The organism is Pantoea sp. X-Soil-YNGN-775 (genome assembly GCF_059730575.1).
This window is the reverse complement of record NZ_AP035945.1, coordinates 1,260,405-1,275,929: the sequence shown is the minus strand read 5'-3', so window position 1 is coordinate 1,275,929 and position 15,525 is coordinate 1,260,405. Positions and strand designations below refer to the sequence as shown.

The 15,525-nt window shown below is 57.5% G+C and carries 10 protein-coding genes; 6 read left to right on the top strand and 4 right to left on the bottom strand.

Translation table 11 applies throughout. From position 1 onward, the window contains the following. Positions 1-244: 244 nt before the first annotated feature. Both chiP and AC6I8I_RS05955 read left to right on the top strand, forming a co-directional pair. The gene (chiP, locus tag AC6I8I_RS05960) at positions 245-1,612 is read left to right on the top strand and encodes a chitoporin ChiP (protein ID WP_497828424.1); all 1,368 of its coding nucleotides are present in this window, start codon (positions 245-247) and stop codon (positions 1,610-1,612) included. Between the two features lie 51 nt (positions 1,613-1,663). Beyond that, the gene (locus AC6I8I_RS05955; RefSeq protein ID WP_497828423.1) at positions 1,664-4,315 is read left to right on the top strand and encodes a beta-N-acetylhexosaminidase; all 2,652 of its coding nucleotides are present in this window, start codon (positions 1,664-1,666) and stop codon (positions 4,313-4,315) included. A 121-nt stretch (positions 4,316-4,436) separates the two neighbouring features. Here the strand turns inward: AC6I8I_RS05955 and AC6I8I_RS05950 are convergent, their stop codons facing one another. The 3 genes from AC6I8I_RS05950 to AC6I8I_RS05940 form a co-directional block, all read right to left on the bottom strand. Then, positions 4,437-6,881 (bottom strand): DUF3772 domain-containing protein, encoded by a 2,445-nt coding sequence (locus AC6I8I_RS05950; protein WP_312052906.1) that lies wholly within the window; start codon positions 6,879-6,881, stop codon positions 4,437-4,439. Between the two features lie 250 nt (positions 6,882-7,131). Further along, positions 7,132-8,079, bottom strand: a complete 948-nt coding sequence (pbpG, locus tag AC6I8I_RS05945; RefSeq protein WP_312053002.1) for a D-alanyl-D-alanine endopeptidase — start codon at positions 8,077-8,079, stop codon at positions 7,132-7,134. 177 nt (positions 8,080-8,256) lie between these two features. Next, positions 8,257-8,844: a Yip1 family protein gene (locus AC6I8I_RS05940; protein ID WP_312052908.1), complete on the bottom strand. Its 588-nt coding sequence runs from the start codon at positions 8,842-8,844 to the stop codon at positions 8,257-8,259. A gap of 206 nt (positions 8,845-9,050) precedes the next feature. Here AC6I8I_RS05940 and AC6I8I_RS05935 point away from each other — a divergent pair, with 206 nt between their 5' ends. Further along, positions 9,051-9,629 carry a DedA family protein gene (locus AC6I8I_RS05935; protein ID WP_312052910.1) on the top strand — a complete coding sequence of 193 codons (579 nt, stop codon included), beginning with the start codon at positions 9,051-9,053 and terminating at the stop codon, positions 9,627-9,629. Here AC6I8I_RS05935 and AC6I8I_RS05930 read toward each other — a convergent pair. After that, positions 9,623-10,396 carry an SDR family oxidoreductase gene (locus AC6I8I_RS05930; RefSeq protein WP_312052911.1) on the bottom strand — a complete coding sequence of 258 codons (774 nt, stop codon included), beginning with the start codon at positions 10,394-10,396 and terminating at the stop codon, positions 9,623-9,625. The genes AC6I8I_RS05935 and AC6I8I_RS05930 overlap by 7 nt on opposite strands. Before the next feature lie 186 nt (positions 10,397-10,582). On the opposite strand from AC6I8I_RS05930, the gene AC6I8I_RS05925 reads away from it, so the two are divergent. The 3 genes from AC6I8I_RS05925 (at position 10,583) to AC6I8I_RS05915 (ending at position 15,518) form a co-directional block, all read left to right on the top strand. Next, positions 10,583-12,397 carry a glycoside hydrolase family 15 protein gene (locus tag AC6I8I_RS05925; protein ID WP_312052913.1) on the top strand — a complete coding sequence of 605 codons (1,815 nt, stop codon included), beginning with the start codon at positions 10,583-10,585 and terminating at the stop codon, positions 12,395-12,397. 196 nt (positions 12,398-12,593) lie between these two features. Beyond that, positions 12,594-13,685: a L,D-transpeptidase family protein gene (locus AC6I8I_RS05920; protein ID WP_312052915.1), complete on the top strand. Its 1,092-nt coding sequence runs from the start codon at positions 12,594-12,596 to the stop codon at positions 13,683-13,685. Between the two features lie 231 nt (positions 13,686-13,916). Then, positions 13,917-15,518, top strand: coding sequence for an inorganic phosphate transporter (locus AC6I8I_RS05915; protein ID WP_312052917.1), 1,602 nt, complete (start codon positions 13,917-13,919; stop codon positions 15,516-15,518). Positions 15,519-15,525 lie beyond the last annotated feature (7 nt).

Below are 15,525 nucleotides of genomic sequence, written 5' to 3'. Positions count from 1 at the left end.
TCCGGATTGTTTACGTCAGCCAATATTTATCATCCATAAAATCAACATTCATTATTATATTGTGATGGCTTTATTTTCGTATTATTTCTTTCTGCGTAACCTTTCACAAAATATCGTTCGACTCATTGATAATTCGCGCTGCGAAAAATAGATTGGCCCCGGTGTTCGTTTATGACACCCCGCACCCTGTCACTCTTTGCAGCAAGGAATCGCAATGCGAAAATTTAATTACGCGTTAGCTTTAATGGAATTAGTTATTTTAATAACTGCCTGTTACGCGTTATTCTTCCAGCCGGTGAAGGCGGCTGGCTTTACCGACGATTCTTCGCTGGGCGGTAATCTTTTTTACTGGCAGCGTCAGCGTGATCGAAAAGAGATCGACCCGAACAGTGAGCACAACGGTGAATATCGGGCTAACCTGCACCACACTACGCTTAACGCTAATCTCGATTTCCAGTCAGGGTACGCCGCCAACTGGCTGGGGCTCGATCTCGCCGTGTTAGGTGCAGCCGAACTGGCCCACAGCGGCCCGGCCGCGCCGAATGAAATTGGCTTTAGCCGGGCACGTAATCGCTGGGATGAAGCGTGGCAGGGCGACACCAGCGGTGCCTCGCTGTATAAAGCGGCGCTGAAAGCCCGATATCAGGACTACTGGTTACGGGCGGGTTATATTCAGCCAGCCGGACAGACATTAGTTGCGCCACACTGGAGTTTTTTACCCGGCACCTATCGCGGCGCGGAAGCCGGTGCAATGTATGATTTTGGCCAGGCGGGCGAATTATCGTTTTCATATCTGTGGAGCGATAAATATAAAGCACCCTGGTATCGTGATTTATATCATTTCCGACAGGCCGATGGCGTATCAGATATTCGTTACCTGCACGCATTCGGCATTAAATATGATTTCAAAAACAGTCTGGTGCTGGAAGGCGCTGTTGGTCAGTCAGCTGGCTATATCAATCAATATTTTGCTAAAGCGTCATGGGCCATTCCGCTTATTGGCAGCGATCTGCGAACCAGTTATCAATTTTACGGCGCGCAGGATAAACAGCACGGCGGAGCCAGCAATGTCAGTGATGTTTATGACGGCCTCGCCTGGTTACAGGCGATCACCTTCGGCTATACCGTCGGTCCGGTCGATTTGCGGCTCGAGGGCAGCTGGGTCAAAGCAGAAGGCAATCAGGGCTTCTTCTTACAGCGCATGACCCCAGGCTACGCCAGCTCCAATGGCCGCCTGGATATCTGGTGGGATGCCCGCTCTGACTGGAACGCCAACGGTGAAAAAGCAATCTTTGCCGGTGCCCTGCTCGATTTAACGCCGTGGCAGCTGGCGGGATGGAAAGTGGGCGGTTCCTGGGTCTGGGGCTGGGATGCAAAGCCTTCCAGCCAACCCGCCTTCGATCAGCGCCAGCGGCTGACTGAATCAGCCTGGAACCTCGATCTGATCTACCAGATTCAGCAGGGTCGCGCCAAAGATACGCTGTTTAAGCTGCACTACACCCGCTACGACAATCACAGCAATCTGCCCAGCTACAGCGGCGGCTACGGCAACATTTTTCAGGATGAGAAGGATATCAAGCTGATGGTAATCGCGCCTTTCACCCTATTCTGACCTTGCGGCTCTGACCCGGCTATCGCTTCTGCCGACATAAGGATATAGAAAATGGTAAACCCTCGTTTTTTCGCGCTCAGCCTGCTGAGCGTTGCTCTGGCCAGTCACGCCAGCCTGTCCGACCAGCAGATTGTTAATCAAATCAGCCAGTTCGGCGTCACTTATCAGGTGACCGATAATCTGGCTGCCCTGCACGGCACAAACTGCGCCGCACTGGGTGCCGACTGGTCTTCCTGTAACCGCGCCACCATTACCCTGACCAATCATGGCCCGGCGCTGACCAGCAAAAACTGGGCAATCACCATGAGCAACGTGCACCAGACGCTGCGGGTAGATAACGACCAGTTTAAGATGACGCACGTTGTTGGCGATCTGACACGCCTGGAGCCAACCGACAACTTCACCGGTATTGGCGCGGGTGAATCGGTGACGATCCCAATCGTTAACGAGTACTGGCAGCTGTTTATCACCGATGTGATGCCGCGCTGGTATGTGACTGCCGGGGCGGCGACGCCAAAAATTATTGCCAGCACCGACAGTGAGGATCTGAGTCAGTTTGTGCTGCCCTTCGGCGATAACTGGCGACGCAGCGCCGACGACCAGAACATCCTGATGCAGCCGGTCAGCCGTTTTGATAAAAACAGCGATATCGCCACCCTGCCGGCCTCGGCGTTACGCGGTCAGATCAGCCCGACGCCGCTTGAGGTCAAACTTCACCCGCACGATGCCACGCTCAGCCACGGCGTGAAGCTGTCGCTTAACGGACTCAACACTGCCACTCGCCAGGTGGTCAGCCAGCACTTCGAACGACTGGGGGTTAAACAGAGTGCAGTGGGCTACGCGATCGCCAGCGAAATCCGGCCCGACCATTTCAGTGGCAAACTGGCGAAGGCCGGTGCCTACCAGCTGAATATCAACAGCCGCAGCGCCCGGGTGGTGGGCTACGATGCCGCCGGCGCTTTTTATGGTCTGATGTCGATTCTGTCGCTGGTGCCTGCCGACGGCACAGCGCAGATCGCCACGCTGGAAGCGCGGGATGCGCCGCGTTTTGCCTATCGCGCCGCCTTTCTGGATGTGGCGCGTAATTTCCACAGTAAGCAGGCGGTGCTGCGGTTGCTCGATCAGATGGCGGCGTGGAAGATGAACGTTTTCCACTTTCATCTCAGCGACGATGAGGGCTGGCGCATCGAAATCCCCGGCTTAGCGGAATTAACCGGGGTGGGCAGCCAGCGCTGCCATGATGTCAGCGAGCAGCGCTGCCTGCTGCCGCAGCTCGGCTCCGGGCCGTTTAGCGACAACAACGGCAGCGGTTACTTCAGCCGCGCCGACTACATTGAGATTGTGGAGTATGCCGCGGCCCGCCATATCACCGTAATGCCGGAGATCGATATGCCGGCCCACGCCCGCGCGGCAGTAATTGCCATGGAGGCGCGCTATCAGCGGCTGATGCGCGCCGGGCAACCCGAACAGGCCAGCGCATATCGCCTGCGCGATCCGACCGACGATTCCAATACCACCTCGGTACAGTTCTACGATCGTACCAGCTACCTCAACCCGTGCATTGATAGCTCTCTGCGCTTTGTCGACAAAGTGATCGGGGAGATGCAGGCGATGCACCGTCAGGCGGGACAGCCGTTAACCCGCTGGCACTTCGGCGGTGATGAGGCGAAAAATATCCGTTTTGGTGCCGGCTATTCCGATCGCCAGCACCCTAAGCCCGGCACTGGCCTGCGTGACTGGCAACAGGAAGATCAGCCGTGGGCGAAATCGCAGGTCTGTCAGGCGCTGGTGAAAAGTGGCAAAGTCACCGACCTGACCCACCTGCCAAGCTATTTTGCGCTGGCGGTAAGCAAGACGGTTAACCGGCACGGTATTGGCAATATGCAGGCCTGGCAGGATGGTTTAAAAGACGCGCAGAACGCCCGCGCCTTCGCCACGCCGCGGGTGGCGGTCAATTTCTGGGATACCCTCTACTGGGGCGGTTTTGACAGCGCCGGCGACTGGGCGCAAAAAGGTTACGATGTGGTGATCGCCAGCCCGGATTACCTCTATCTGGATTTCCCGTACGAAGTGAATCCATTTGAGCGCGGCTATTACTGGGGCACTCGCTTCAGCGATGAACGTAAGATATTTGCCTTCGCACCGGACAACCTGCCGCAGAATGCCGAAACCTCGACCGATCGCGATGGTAAATATTTCACGGCTAAATCGGATAAGCCGTGGCGCGGTGCCTATGGCATCTCGGCTCAGCTGTGGAGTGAAACCGTGCGCACCGACCCACAGATGGAATATATGATTTATCCCCGCCTGTTCGCCGTGGCGGAACGCAGCTGGCATCGCGCCAGTTGGGAGCTGGACTATCAGGCCGGACGCGAATTTATCGGCGGTCAGACCCGTCTGGTGGATCGCCATGCGCTACAGCAGGACTGGCAACGTTTCGCCAATCTGCTGGGACAGCGTGAGCTGGCGAAGCTGGATAAATCCGGTATCGGCTACCGCCTGCCGCAGCCTGGTGCGAAAATTATCAACGGGGTGCTGACGATGAACGTGGCGCTACCGGGCGTGACGCTGGAGTACAGCCTGGATAAGGGCAGCCACTGGCTGCGATATGATACCACCCGACCGCCGGCGGTAAGTGGTGCGGTGCAGATCCGTTCAGTGAGTGCTGATGGCGAGCGTCACAGCCGGGTTGAAACGCTGTAAGGCACAGCGGCAGTTGAAGCGGTCAGCCTGCTGCCGGATCGGTAGGGACCCGGCGCAGTGCGCCACGATGAAAGGCCGCCCGGCGTGAGATAAAAAAGGCCGACATGCGTCGGCCTGATATTTATGACAGCAGCTGCTCGTCGGAGGAGGCTATTGCCGCCTGCGGGCGACGCTCGATAATCATGGTTTGCGGCGTCGAGAGCATAATGCCCTCTTTACGCAGGCGGGTCAGAATATCAAACAGCAGGTCACTCTTCGCGCTGGAGATCTGCCGCTGCCCGGCTACGTTGCCGGTCACGCTCAGCACAATCCCCTGCTGGGTCAGATCTTTAAACGACACCGACGGCTCTGGCGTATCCAGAATCCGTTCGTTTTCGTTGTAGACCTCCAGCAGGATATCGCGAACTTTAGAAGGATCGATATCCAGCGGGAAGGTGAGCAAAATCGTCACCACACCCTGCGCATTCCCCATGGTGGCGTTACGCACGTTCTGCGAGATGAACTGCGAATTCGGCACGATAACGGTAGATTTATCGCTTAACTGGATCTCGGTGGCACGCACGTTAATCCGGCGGATATCCCCTTCAATGCCGCTGATGGACACCAGATCGCCCACTTTGACCGGACGCTCGGTTAACAGGATCAGCCCCGAGATAAAGTTCTTCACAATCTCCTGCAGGCCAAAACCGATACCGACCGACAGCGCACTGACAATCCACGCCAGTTTGTTCCATTGCAGCCCCATGATCGACAGGGTCAGCAGGATAATCAATACATAGCCGATGTTGCTGAACAGCGTCACCAGCGACACCCGCATGCCGACATCCATGGTGGTTTTTGGCAGGAAGTCATTGTCCAGCCAGCGGCAAATCGACCGCAAAACATAGATGCCGACCACCAGGCAGACCAGCGCGTTGACCATATGCGCCGGCACAATATTCAGCGACTCCAGCCCTTTACCGCCCCAGAACTCAATCGCTTTTTGCAGCAGCTCAATCGGGGTTGAAGAAGCAAAGGTGCCGTTCAGCAGCGCCAGTACCACAAACAGCACCAGCACGGTTTTGCCGAGGGCCGTCAGCAGCGTAGCGGTTTGTTGCAGATGGCGCTCGTTGATATTCAGCGAGCTTTGAATACGCCGTCCGGAAGAACTACTGGTCGAAAACAGGCTTTCACAGCCATCACTTAGCAGATGGCTGAGGAAATAGAACGAACCAAACAGCAGGCCGCACCAGATCACCTCATAACTGAGGAAGCGCGCCAGCGTCACGTAGCCGATCACCAGCGACAGCAGGATCGCCAGCGCCGTCAGGGTCAGGCCCATCTGAATCAGCCCGGCCAGCGTCGATCGCGCTTCCGGCGGCGTGCCCGCCTGCGTCATGCGGCGGCGAACCCGGTTGGTGCGGATGCTGATCGCCAGCGCGGTGCTGCCAATCAGTAACGCCGTCAGGCCGTTGGCGAAGATAGTGGTGTTCAGGCTGGTGCCGACGCTGTAGTTAAACGCCTCCACCGTCTGGAAGATAAACACCAGTACGGCAGTGATCGGCGGAAAAGGCTTCAGCGCCATCGCCACTTCATCAGAAATGGCCGGCAGACGCCAGCTTGGCCGGCGGGTAGAGAGAAACGCCCGCCCCAGGCCGGCAATTAACCCGCAGAACACGCTGAGCTGCACCAGGCTGTCGACAAAATCCTGAACGTTATCAGATACTTCATCACGGCGGGTTAACGCCAGCGCGATAAAGTTGAAGGTCAGCACTACCGCCACCAGCGTGGTAATGGCAATCGCCGCCGCGAGGAAGCTGCGACGCAGTCGCCCTTCCGGCAATTTGTGAATGCTGACCCAGGCGAGAAACTCTTCACTGTAGCGACGACCGAGCGTCATCACCAGCAGCGCCGCCAGTACCCAGGCCACGCTGCCAAAGCGCCAGCCCGGCTCCCACGACAGTGCCGCGGTATCCTGCAACTCCTGCAGGAAGTCGCCGATTTTTTCACCGTCCAGATCCTGACTGTTGAGCACCGGTGCCCAGAAGCGCGGTCCGAGGATGCTGCCCGAGTTGAGTGCCAGCTGGCTCTTCAGCTGATCGCGCCGCAGGTTAACGATTTGCGATGAGAGCATCAGCGCACCGTTTTTGATGCCCTCGGCCTGTTTAATCTGATCGTCAAGTTTGCTCTTCTGATTCTCCAGCGCATTACGCTTACGCGTCACCTCCGACGTTTCTTTCATGCCGCTGTCCGGCTTCGGTGCCGGTCCCAGCACCGCCAGCTGAGCATCAAGCTGCTGGCGATCGGGCAGCAGGGCCTGGCCCAGCGTGTCGGCGTTGCCTGACAGCTCCAGCGCCATTTCATTCAGCTGCGTCAGCTTGCTTTCGCCGGTATCGCCCGAAATCTGACTTTTAATTTTATCGAGGATCTTCTGCATTTTAGGCAGTTCGACCGCGGCATTGAGCTTCGGTGGAGCATCTTGTTCTTGCGCGGCACTCGCCGCATCATCCGCTGCCTGCGACCACGCCGGGGCAAACGCCACCAGAGCCAGCATTAACAGCGCAAAAAGGGATCGTAGCTTAAACATATCAGTGAGATTCCAGCAGCATATACAGGCGATCTACCCTCGCCATTCACGCGTAGTGTAGGGTTTTGCAAGCGATGAAACTATAGGAATAGCGGGCAATTATTGTTCCCTATTCAGGCTGTTCCGGCCGCAACGGAAACCACTGGCTTGCGCCGCACCCGGCAGGCAGATCACGGCGGTTGCCGCCGTGTCGCCCTCTCCAGCCGCAGAGACTTTACCGCTGCGCCTGGAGCGTCACAGCGGTGAAAATTTACTCAGCGTCGGCACTGCTGGCACCGTTGCTGGCGACCAGACCTGATTTCTGTTTTTTGTAAGCCAGCGCGGCAGCAGGAACCGGCGCAGCCTTGCCGGTTTCAATCCAGTCGCGCAGGCGGTTGGCATCGGCGAAGTGGGTATATTTGCCAAAGGCGTCCAGTACCACCAGCGCCACCGGGCGATTGTTAATCATGGTGCGCATCACCAGGCAGTGCCCCGCCTCGTCGGTGTAACCGGTTTTGGTCAGCTGAATGCGCCAGTCATTTTTGTAAACCAGATGGTTGGTGTTACGAAATGGCAGCGCGTAGCTCGGATGGGTAAATACCGCGGTTTCTTCTTTGGTGGTGCTGAGTGCGCCAAGCAGCGGATATTCGCGCGTCGCCTTCAGCAATTTAATCAGATCTTCAGCGTTGGAGACGTTTTGCGTCGATAAGCCCGTCGGTTCAACGTAACGGGTATGTTTCATCCCCAGCGCGCGCGCTTTGGCGTTCATCGCCCGGATAAAGGCGTTATAGCCGCCAGGATAGGCATGCGCCAGGCTGGCAGCGGCACGGTTTTCAGACGACATCAGCGCCAGCAGCAGCATATTGCGGCGGCTGATCTGGCTGTTGAGTTTGACGCGTGAAAATACCCCGCGCATTTCCGGCGTCTGGCTGACATCGACCGTCAGCATTTCGTTCAGTGGCAGGTGCGCGTCCAGTACCACCATCGCAGTCATCAATTTAGTGATCGAAGCAATCGGCCTGACGCGATCCGGATGGCTGGAAAACAGCACTTTATTAGTAGTGAGATCGACAATCATCGCGCTGCCAGAGGCAATCTGCGGTTGCGCAATCGGCGCCATTTGCGACAGCGAGGTAGCCGCCTGCGCGGGGAGTGCCATCCCCTGCCCGGAAACGAGCAGCGCCAGCGAGAACAGAGTGAAACGAATTTTTGCAGGCATCACAGAAAAAAGACCCGGTTGAAATTGTGCGCTGTGTCAGACACAGGCCGCCGGCGTCAAGGCAGTCAGAGCGCGGGCTGGCAGCAGCATCATACGCTGAAGGTTAAGAAATTTCCTGGTGAGATTGTTTCCGGGCATTAAAAAGCGGGCTGCCACCACACCGGTGGCAGCCACAGATCAGAACAGGCGTGGTCCGTAACCCCACAGAATCACGGTCATCGCCAGTAACACTTCAAATACCAGCACGCCAATTGCCAGCGTTGAGCCGGAAAAACGCAGGCTCTCTTCACGGTCAATATTGAGAAACAGCGGAATGCCGATATAGAGCAGATAGCCGGTATACACCAGCGCTAACGCGCCCACCAGCACGCAGAGCCAGACCAGCGGATAGAGCGCCACCAGCCCGCTGAGAAACAGCGGCGTCGCAACGTAACCGGCAAATACGGTACAGCGCTGCACGCCGGGCCGTTGCGGATAATTACGTGCCATCCAGTGGATTACCCGGCCCATCACCGCGACGCCACCGAGAATAATCAAATAGAACAGAATACCCAGCCCGATCCCGGTCGCCAGATTGAGTTGCACAAACTGCCCCTCGCCCAGGTTCCAGCCCAGCTGGGTGGTGCCAATAAAGGCGCAGATAACCGGAATGGCCGCCATCAGCAGGACATGGTGGGTGTAATGGTGCGAGACGCTCTCATTCTCTTGCTTGATATGGCGCATTTCCTGATTCGGATGCGCCAGAAGTCCCCAGACATGATTCATACAGTCACTCCTCTGATGCGAAGGGCTGCCCGGAACGGCAAGAGGGTCTCTGAGGGCAGCGACACTTCAAGTATAAACGGCAGTACAACTTTCGTGGCGACCGGGCAAAAAAACAGCAAAAATAAGCGCGGTGGCGGTCGGCGGGCGGAAGCGAAGCGAAATCGCGTATAGACTTAAGTAAATAGCGATAAACAGGGAGTGCCATTTTGCATTTGGATATCAACGGATTAATTACCCAGTACGGCTATCTGGCGCTGCTGATTGGGTGTATCGCCGAAGGGGAAACCTTTACCCTGCTCGGCGGTGTCGCCGCACATGAAGGACTGCTGCACTATGCTGGCGTGGTGGTGGCCGCAATGGCCGGCGGCATCATCGGCGATCAGCTGCTCTACTGGGTTGGTCGCCGCTACGGTGCACGCATCCTGCGGCGGCTTAAAAAACATCAGGATAAGGTGGTCAAGGCTAACCGGCTGATCAAACGCCGACCGAGCCTGTTTGTGATTGGGGTGCGCTTTATGTATGGCTTCCGCCTGATTGGCCCGATCATCATTGGTGCCAGCCGCCTCAATCCGATGAAATTCTTCATTCTCAACGTGATTGGGGCGGCTATCTGGGCGCTGATTTTCGTCACCCTCGGCTACTTTGCTGGCGGCATCATCGCCCCGTGGCTGCACAAACTGGATCAGCACCTTAAACATCTGCTGTGGCTGGCCGGTGCCATTGTGTTTGCCTTTGCGCTGCGCTGGGTGATCCGCCGCTGGCATAACCGTCGGGCCGATCAGTAACCTTTAAACTGCGGATTCGCCAGCATGAACCCACCATCAATGATAAACGACTGGCCGGTGGTGTAGGTCGCCCACTCGGAGCAGAGCCACGCCACCATGCTGGCAATTTCGTGGGTGTCACCGGGCCGGCCAGCCGGAATTTCCGGCATCTTCACCTGGTGCGCATCCTCATCGGTCATCTTGTTCATCGGCGTGGCGATCGCGCCGGGTGCCACCGCATTGACCAGAATGTTGTGTGGCAGCAGGCTCAGCGCCATTGATTTGGTCAGGCCGCCGGCCGCATGTTTTGCCGCCGTATAGGCTACCGAACCAGGCAGCGGCGTGTGTTCGTGCACCGAAGTGATATTGATAATCCGTCCGCCTTCGCCCTGCTCAACCATTTTGCGGGCGGCAATCTGGCCACAGACAAACACGCCATCGACATCCACCGCGAAGGTTTTACGCCAGTCTTCATAGGTGACATCGAGGAAATCCGCTTTGAAATTGGCACCAGCATTGTTTACCAGCACATCAATCCGGCCAAACTTATCGATCAGCTGTTGCAGCGACTGACCGCCCTGCTCCGGGTCAGCCAAATCCAGCTGAATAATTTCGGCGCGACGGCCAATCTCCCGCACCCGCTGTGCGGTGCGCTGTGCGCCCTCTTCGTCTGAACGCCAGGTAATACCAATATCGAAGCCCTGCTCTGCCAGCATTTCGGCGCAGCGGCTGCCAATGCCTGAGTCTGATGCGGTGATAATGGCGACTTTGCTCTGGGATGTGGTCATAACGGCCTCCTTTAGGAAAGTGTCATCATCAGTATAACCATCCTGAAAAATTCGCCTGCCGTCAGCGCCCATTCGGTTAATCGGAGGCTGCCCCGACCGCTACGCTGAATTAACCCTCTGTGCCAGGCCGCTGCTGACGCTGCCGCCTCGACTATAGTTAGCAGTGACATTAACAGGGAGATCAGGATGAGTAAGGTAAAACGCAACATTGAGGACCACGGCGTGATTGGCGATTTGCGCACCTGCGCGCTGGTCGCCAATGACGGCACCATCGATTATCTCTGCTGGCCTGAACTCGACAGCCCGTCGGTCTTTTCCGCGCTGCTCGACAGTGATGACGCCGGGCTTTTCTCTCTGGCCCCGGACTGGCAGGACGTACGCCGCCAGCAGCTCTACCTGCCCGACACCAACATTTTACAGACCCGCTGGCTGGGCGATGAAGGCGTGGCCGAAATCACCGATTACATGCCGATTTGCGATGATGATGCCAAACTGCCGCGGCTGATCCGGCGGGTAAAAATGGTGCGTGGCAAGGCGCGATTTAACATGCTTTGCTCACCCCGACACGACTACGCCCGGGCGCAGACCCGCGCCGAAGTGCAGCGCGGCTGCATCGATTTTCATGCCGAAGGCCAGCCTTCGCTGCGCCTGGCCGCCACCGTGGTGATGACGCTGGAAGAGAACTGCGCCACCGCCAGTTTCACCCTGCAGGCCGGCGAGCATGCCGAATTTGAATTTGGCAGCGTCAACGATGCGCACATCGAAGCGCTCTCTACTGAACACTGCTTCGAAGAGACGCTGAATTACTGGCGTCGCTGGAGCGCCCGCAGCACCTATCAGGGCCGCTGGCGCGAGATGGTGCAGCGTTCCGCCCTGGCGCTCAAGCTGCTGACCTCGCATCGCCACGGTTCGATTGCCGCCGCCGCCACCTTTGGCCTGCCGGAAGAACTGGGTGGCGAACGCAACTGGGATTATCGCGCCTCGTGGATCCGCGACGCTTCGTTCAGCATGTACGCCCTGATGCGTCTGGGTTACGTCGATGAAGCCAAACATTTTACCCAGTGGGTTGGACGCTGCGTCGAAAACAGCCATCACGATGAGATGCGCCTGCAGGTGATGTACCGGCTGGACAGCGGCACCGAACTGCACGAAATGGAGTTGCTCAATCTGTCGGGCTACGGCGATTCACGCCCGGTGCGGATCGGCAATGATGCCTGGCAGCAGACTCAGCTGGATATTTATGGCGAGCTGATGGATGCGGTCTATCTCGCCAATAAATATGGCGAAGCCATTTCACAACGCGGCTGGCTGCACGTTACCAAAATGATCGATCGGCTGTGCGACAACTGGAATCAGCCTGATGCCGGCATCTGGGAGATGCGCGGTCAGCCGGAGCATTTTCTTCACTCACGGCTGATGTGCTGGGTGGCGATGGACCGCGCGCTGCGTCTCGGCATGAAGCGATCGTTACCGATGCCGTATGAGCGCTGGGATCGGGTGCGCCGCGAGATCCGCGAAGATATCTGGGCCAACTTCTGGAACAGCGAGCGCGGCCATTTCTCCTCGACCCGCCACGGCGAACATCTTGATGCCTCGATGCTGCTGATGCCGCTGGTGCGTTTTGTCGGCGCGACCGATCCTGACTGGATTGCCACGCTGGATGCCATCAAAACTAACCTGGTCAGCGACGGCATGGTACGGCGCTACAACATTGATGAAACCCCGGCTGACGGCCTGCAGGGATCGGAAGGCTCGTTTGGCGCCTGCTCCTTCTGGTATGTCGAATGCCTGGCGCGCGCTGGCCGGATTCAGGAAGCTCATTTCGAATTTGAAAAGCTACTGAGCTACGCCAGTCCGCTCGGGCTTTACGCCGAGGAGTTCGACAGCCGCGGTCATGCGCTGGGCAACACGCCGCAGGCGCTGACCCATCTGGCGTTAATCAGTGCCGCCTTTTTTCTGAATCGTAAACTCAGTGGTGAGGTGACATTGTGGCAGCCGTGAGACCGGCTTTTTACCGTGGTCAGCAGCGGAAAAATGCCGATATAACACGGTAAGTTACGTAAAGTATTATCGGCAGGTTAAAATCCTGATTCACATCGTCAGATTAATGAACATATAATGCGCAGCAGGTCACATTGGCCAGCATGGGTTCGACACATTGACAAGCCTGAAACATGGCGATAAAGACTTGTAAAATATGAAAATGAGCATTCGCGCGTTCGCTTCAATCGCATTGGCTTTGGCGGCGTTTAGCCAGTCAGCCTTTGCTGTGGTTTACCCGTTACCGCCGGCCAACAGCCGATTGATCGGGGAAAATATCGAGATTACTGTTCCTGAGGACAGCACGTTGCCGCTGGAAGCGTTTGCGGCGCAGTACCAGATGGGCCTCAGCAACATGCTGGAAGCCAATCCGGGGGTTGACGTTTATCTGCCAAAGGCTGGCAGTAAAATGATCATCCCACAGCAGCTGATCCTGCCTGACGCACCGCGCGAAGGCATTGTGATTAACAGCGCTGAGATGCGTCTTTACTACTACCCGAAAGGCAGCAAAACCGTGGTGGTATTGCCGATTGGTATCGGTGAACTGGGTAAAGATACCCCGATCAACTGGACCACAGCGGTAGAGCGTAAGAAAGATGGCCCGACCTGGACGCCAACCAAAGCGATGCACGCAGAATATGCGGCGCGCGGCGAGAATCTGCCTGCGGTGTTCCCGGCCGGTCCGGACAACCCGATGGGGCTGTATGCGCTCTATATCGGCCGTCTGTATGCGATTCACGGTACCAACGCCAACTTCGGTATTGGTCTGCGCGTCAGCCACGGTTGTGTGCGTCTGCGTGCTGAGGACATCAAATGGCTGTACCAGAATGTGCCGGTCGGGACACGCGTACAGTTCGTTGATCAGCCGGTAAAAGCCACCGTTGAGCCAGACGGATCGCGTTATGTCGAAGTACATAACCCGCTGTCGACCACCGAAGAGCAGTTCAACTCACGTGAACTGGTGCCGATTACGCTGACCCAGGCCGTCAGCAAAGTGCTGGTGGACGCCAGTGTCAATCAGGACCAGGTGAACGGTGCCATTCAGGGCCGTACCGGTATGCCGGTAAAAGTGAACGGTGTGGAGAACAACATCCAGACCGCGCCGGTTGACGTGCCAGAGAACCCGCAGGCTGCACCGCAGGAGCAGCCGATGACGCCGGTGACCTCACAAGGGGCTAACACCGACGCCGCGCAACCACCGCAGCCCGCCGCTGCCGCTGCGCCAGCCACGGCCAATAACCCGTCGTAATCGCCGTTACGCTCACCGAAGCCAGCGCCAGTCGCTGGCTTTTTTATTGCCTGCGTTGCCGGTTTTTTCCGTTGCCTTCCTTCCCCGCCTCCCGATTGCCCACCGCCGGCTGAGCCTGTCGCCGCGTCCGATCGCCCGCCAGTCCGTCATGTTACTGTCATACAAAGCGCGTATCACACTGCGTTGTACCGGTGCAAATCAGCAGCCGGCATCAGCAACTCGAGGTACACCATGAGCGAAAACAGTCTCTCTTCTTCCTCATCGACCCGGCGCCCTGATTTCAACGGCAAAAGCAGCCGCTTTAGCAAGCCGCTGTTTTTCATTCTGCTGGTGGCCGGACTGGCCTTTGCTGGCCTTAATCTGGTCAATGATGTTGAACAAACCAATATGCCGGTGACCAGCTATCTGCCGTTCTTTTTGCTGGGACTGGCGCTGCTGATCGCGCTGGGCTTTGAGTTCGTCAACGGCTTTCATGACACCGCCAACGCCGTCGCCACGGTGATCTATACCCATTCACTGACCCCAGGCAGCGCGGTGATCTGGTCCGGCATCTGTAATTTTCTGGGCGTGCTGCTCTCCAGCGGCGTGGTCGCTTTTGGCATCATTTCTCTGCTGCCGGTCGAGCTGATTCTGCAAGCCAGCAGCGGTAACGGCTTTGCCATGGTTTATGCTCTGCTGTTCTCGGCGATTATCTGGAACCTCGGCACCTGGTATTTCGGTCTGCCCTCCTCCTCTTCGCATACCCTGATTGGCTCGATTATCGGCGTCGGCGTGGCGAATGCGATGCTGCACGGTCGCAGCGGCCTGAGTGGGGTCGACTGGGATCAGGCGCTGAAGGTCGGCTATGCGCTGCTGCTGTCGCCGGTGGTCGGGTTTGTTTGCGCCGGGCTGCTGCTGTGGACAATGAAGCTGTTTATCCGCAATCGCCAGCTCTATAGCGCGCCACAAAACGACCAGCCACCGCCGGTCTGGATCCGCGGCCTGCTGATCCTGACCTGTACCGGGGTCTCGTTTGCGCACGGTTCAAACGACGGTCAGAAAGGGATGGGGCTGATTATGTTGATCCTGGTCGGCACCATGCCGATCGCTTACGCCCTCAACCGATCGCTGCCCGCCGATCAGATCCCGCGCGTTGCGGCATTAACCGAAGTCACCGAACATCAGCTGCTACAACTGCAGCCAGCCGCGCCTCAGCCACCGGCCGCCCGTGACGTACTGATCGGCTTTGTCGGCAGCAGCCAGTTCAACCCCAACGTGTTACCGGCGCTGGCGATGACGCTCAGCGAGATTGGCGACCAGATTCGCCGCTACGGATCGATGGAAAATATCCCGGCACAGGCGGTAGCCAACACCCGTAACCAGATGTACCTCGCGTCTGAGTCGATCAAGCACCTGCAAAGTGCCGAAGTGAAGCTGCCGGAGGAGACCGAACGTAACCTGAAAGCGGTCAAAACCGAGCTGGACAGCGCCACCCGCTTTATTCCGATGTGGGTAAAAGTGGTGGTGGCGATTGCGCTGGGGCTGGGTACCATGGTCGGCTGGCGACGGATTGTGGTGACGGTGGGCGAACGGATTGGTAAAACCCACCTCAGCTATGCTCAGGGGGCCAGCGCCGAGCTGGTGGCGATGGCGACCATTGGCGCCGCAGACGCCTTCGGCCTGCCGGTTTCTACCACCCACGTGCTGTCATCGGGCGTGGCCGGCACCATGGCGGCCAACCGTTCCGGTTTACAGCTATCAACGCTGCGTAATCTGGCTATCGCCTGGGTGCTGACGCTGCCGGTGTCGATTCTGCTCTCCGCCCTGCTCTACTGGCTGTTTATTCATCTGTAATAGCCTG

What these genes read in the sequence shown, in the direction of transcription:
- chiP (WP_497828424.1), top strand. Translation starts at nt 245, where the DNA reads ATGGAATTAGTTATTTTAATAACTGCCTGTTACGCGTTATTCTTCCAG.
- AC6I8I_RS05920 (WP_312052915.1), top strand. Translation starts at nt 12,594, where the DNA reads ATGAAAATGAGCATTCGCGCGTTCGCTTCAATCGCATTGGCTTTGGCG.
- AC6I8I_RS05925 (WP_312052913.1), top strand. Translation starts at nt 10,583, where the DNA reads ATGAGTAAGGTAAAACGCAACATTGAGGACCACGGCGTGATTGGCGAT.
- AC6I8I_RS05930 (WP_312052911.1), bottom strand. Translation starts at nt 10,396, where the DNA reads ATGACCACATCCCAGAGCAAAGTCGCCATTATCACCGCATCAGACTCA.
- AC6I8I_RS05950 (WP_312052906.1), bottom strand. Translation starts at nt 6,881, where the DNA reads ATGTTTAAGCTACGATCCCTTTTTGCGCTGTTAATGCTGGCTCTGGTG.
- AC6I8I_RS05955 (WP_497828423.1), top strand. Translation starts at nt 1,664, where the DNA reads ATGGTAAACCCTCGTTTTTTCGCGCTCAGCCTGCTGAGCGTTGCTCTG.
- pbpG (WP_312053002.1), bottom strand. Translation starts at nt 8,079, where the DNA reads ATGCCTGCAAAAATTCGTTTCACTCTGTTCTCGCTGGCGCTGCTCGTT.
- AC6I8I_RS05915 (WP_312052917.1), top strand. Translation starts at nt 13,917, where the DNA reads ATGAGCGAAAACAGTCTCTCTTCTTCCTCATCGACCCGGCGCCCTGAT.
- AC6I8I_RS05940 (WP_312052908.1), bottom strand. Translation starts at nt 8,844, where the DNA reads ATGAATCATGTCTGGGGACTTCTGGCGCATCCGAATCAGGAAATGCGC.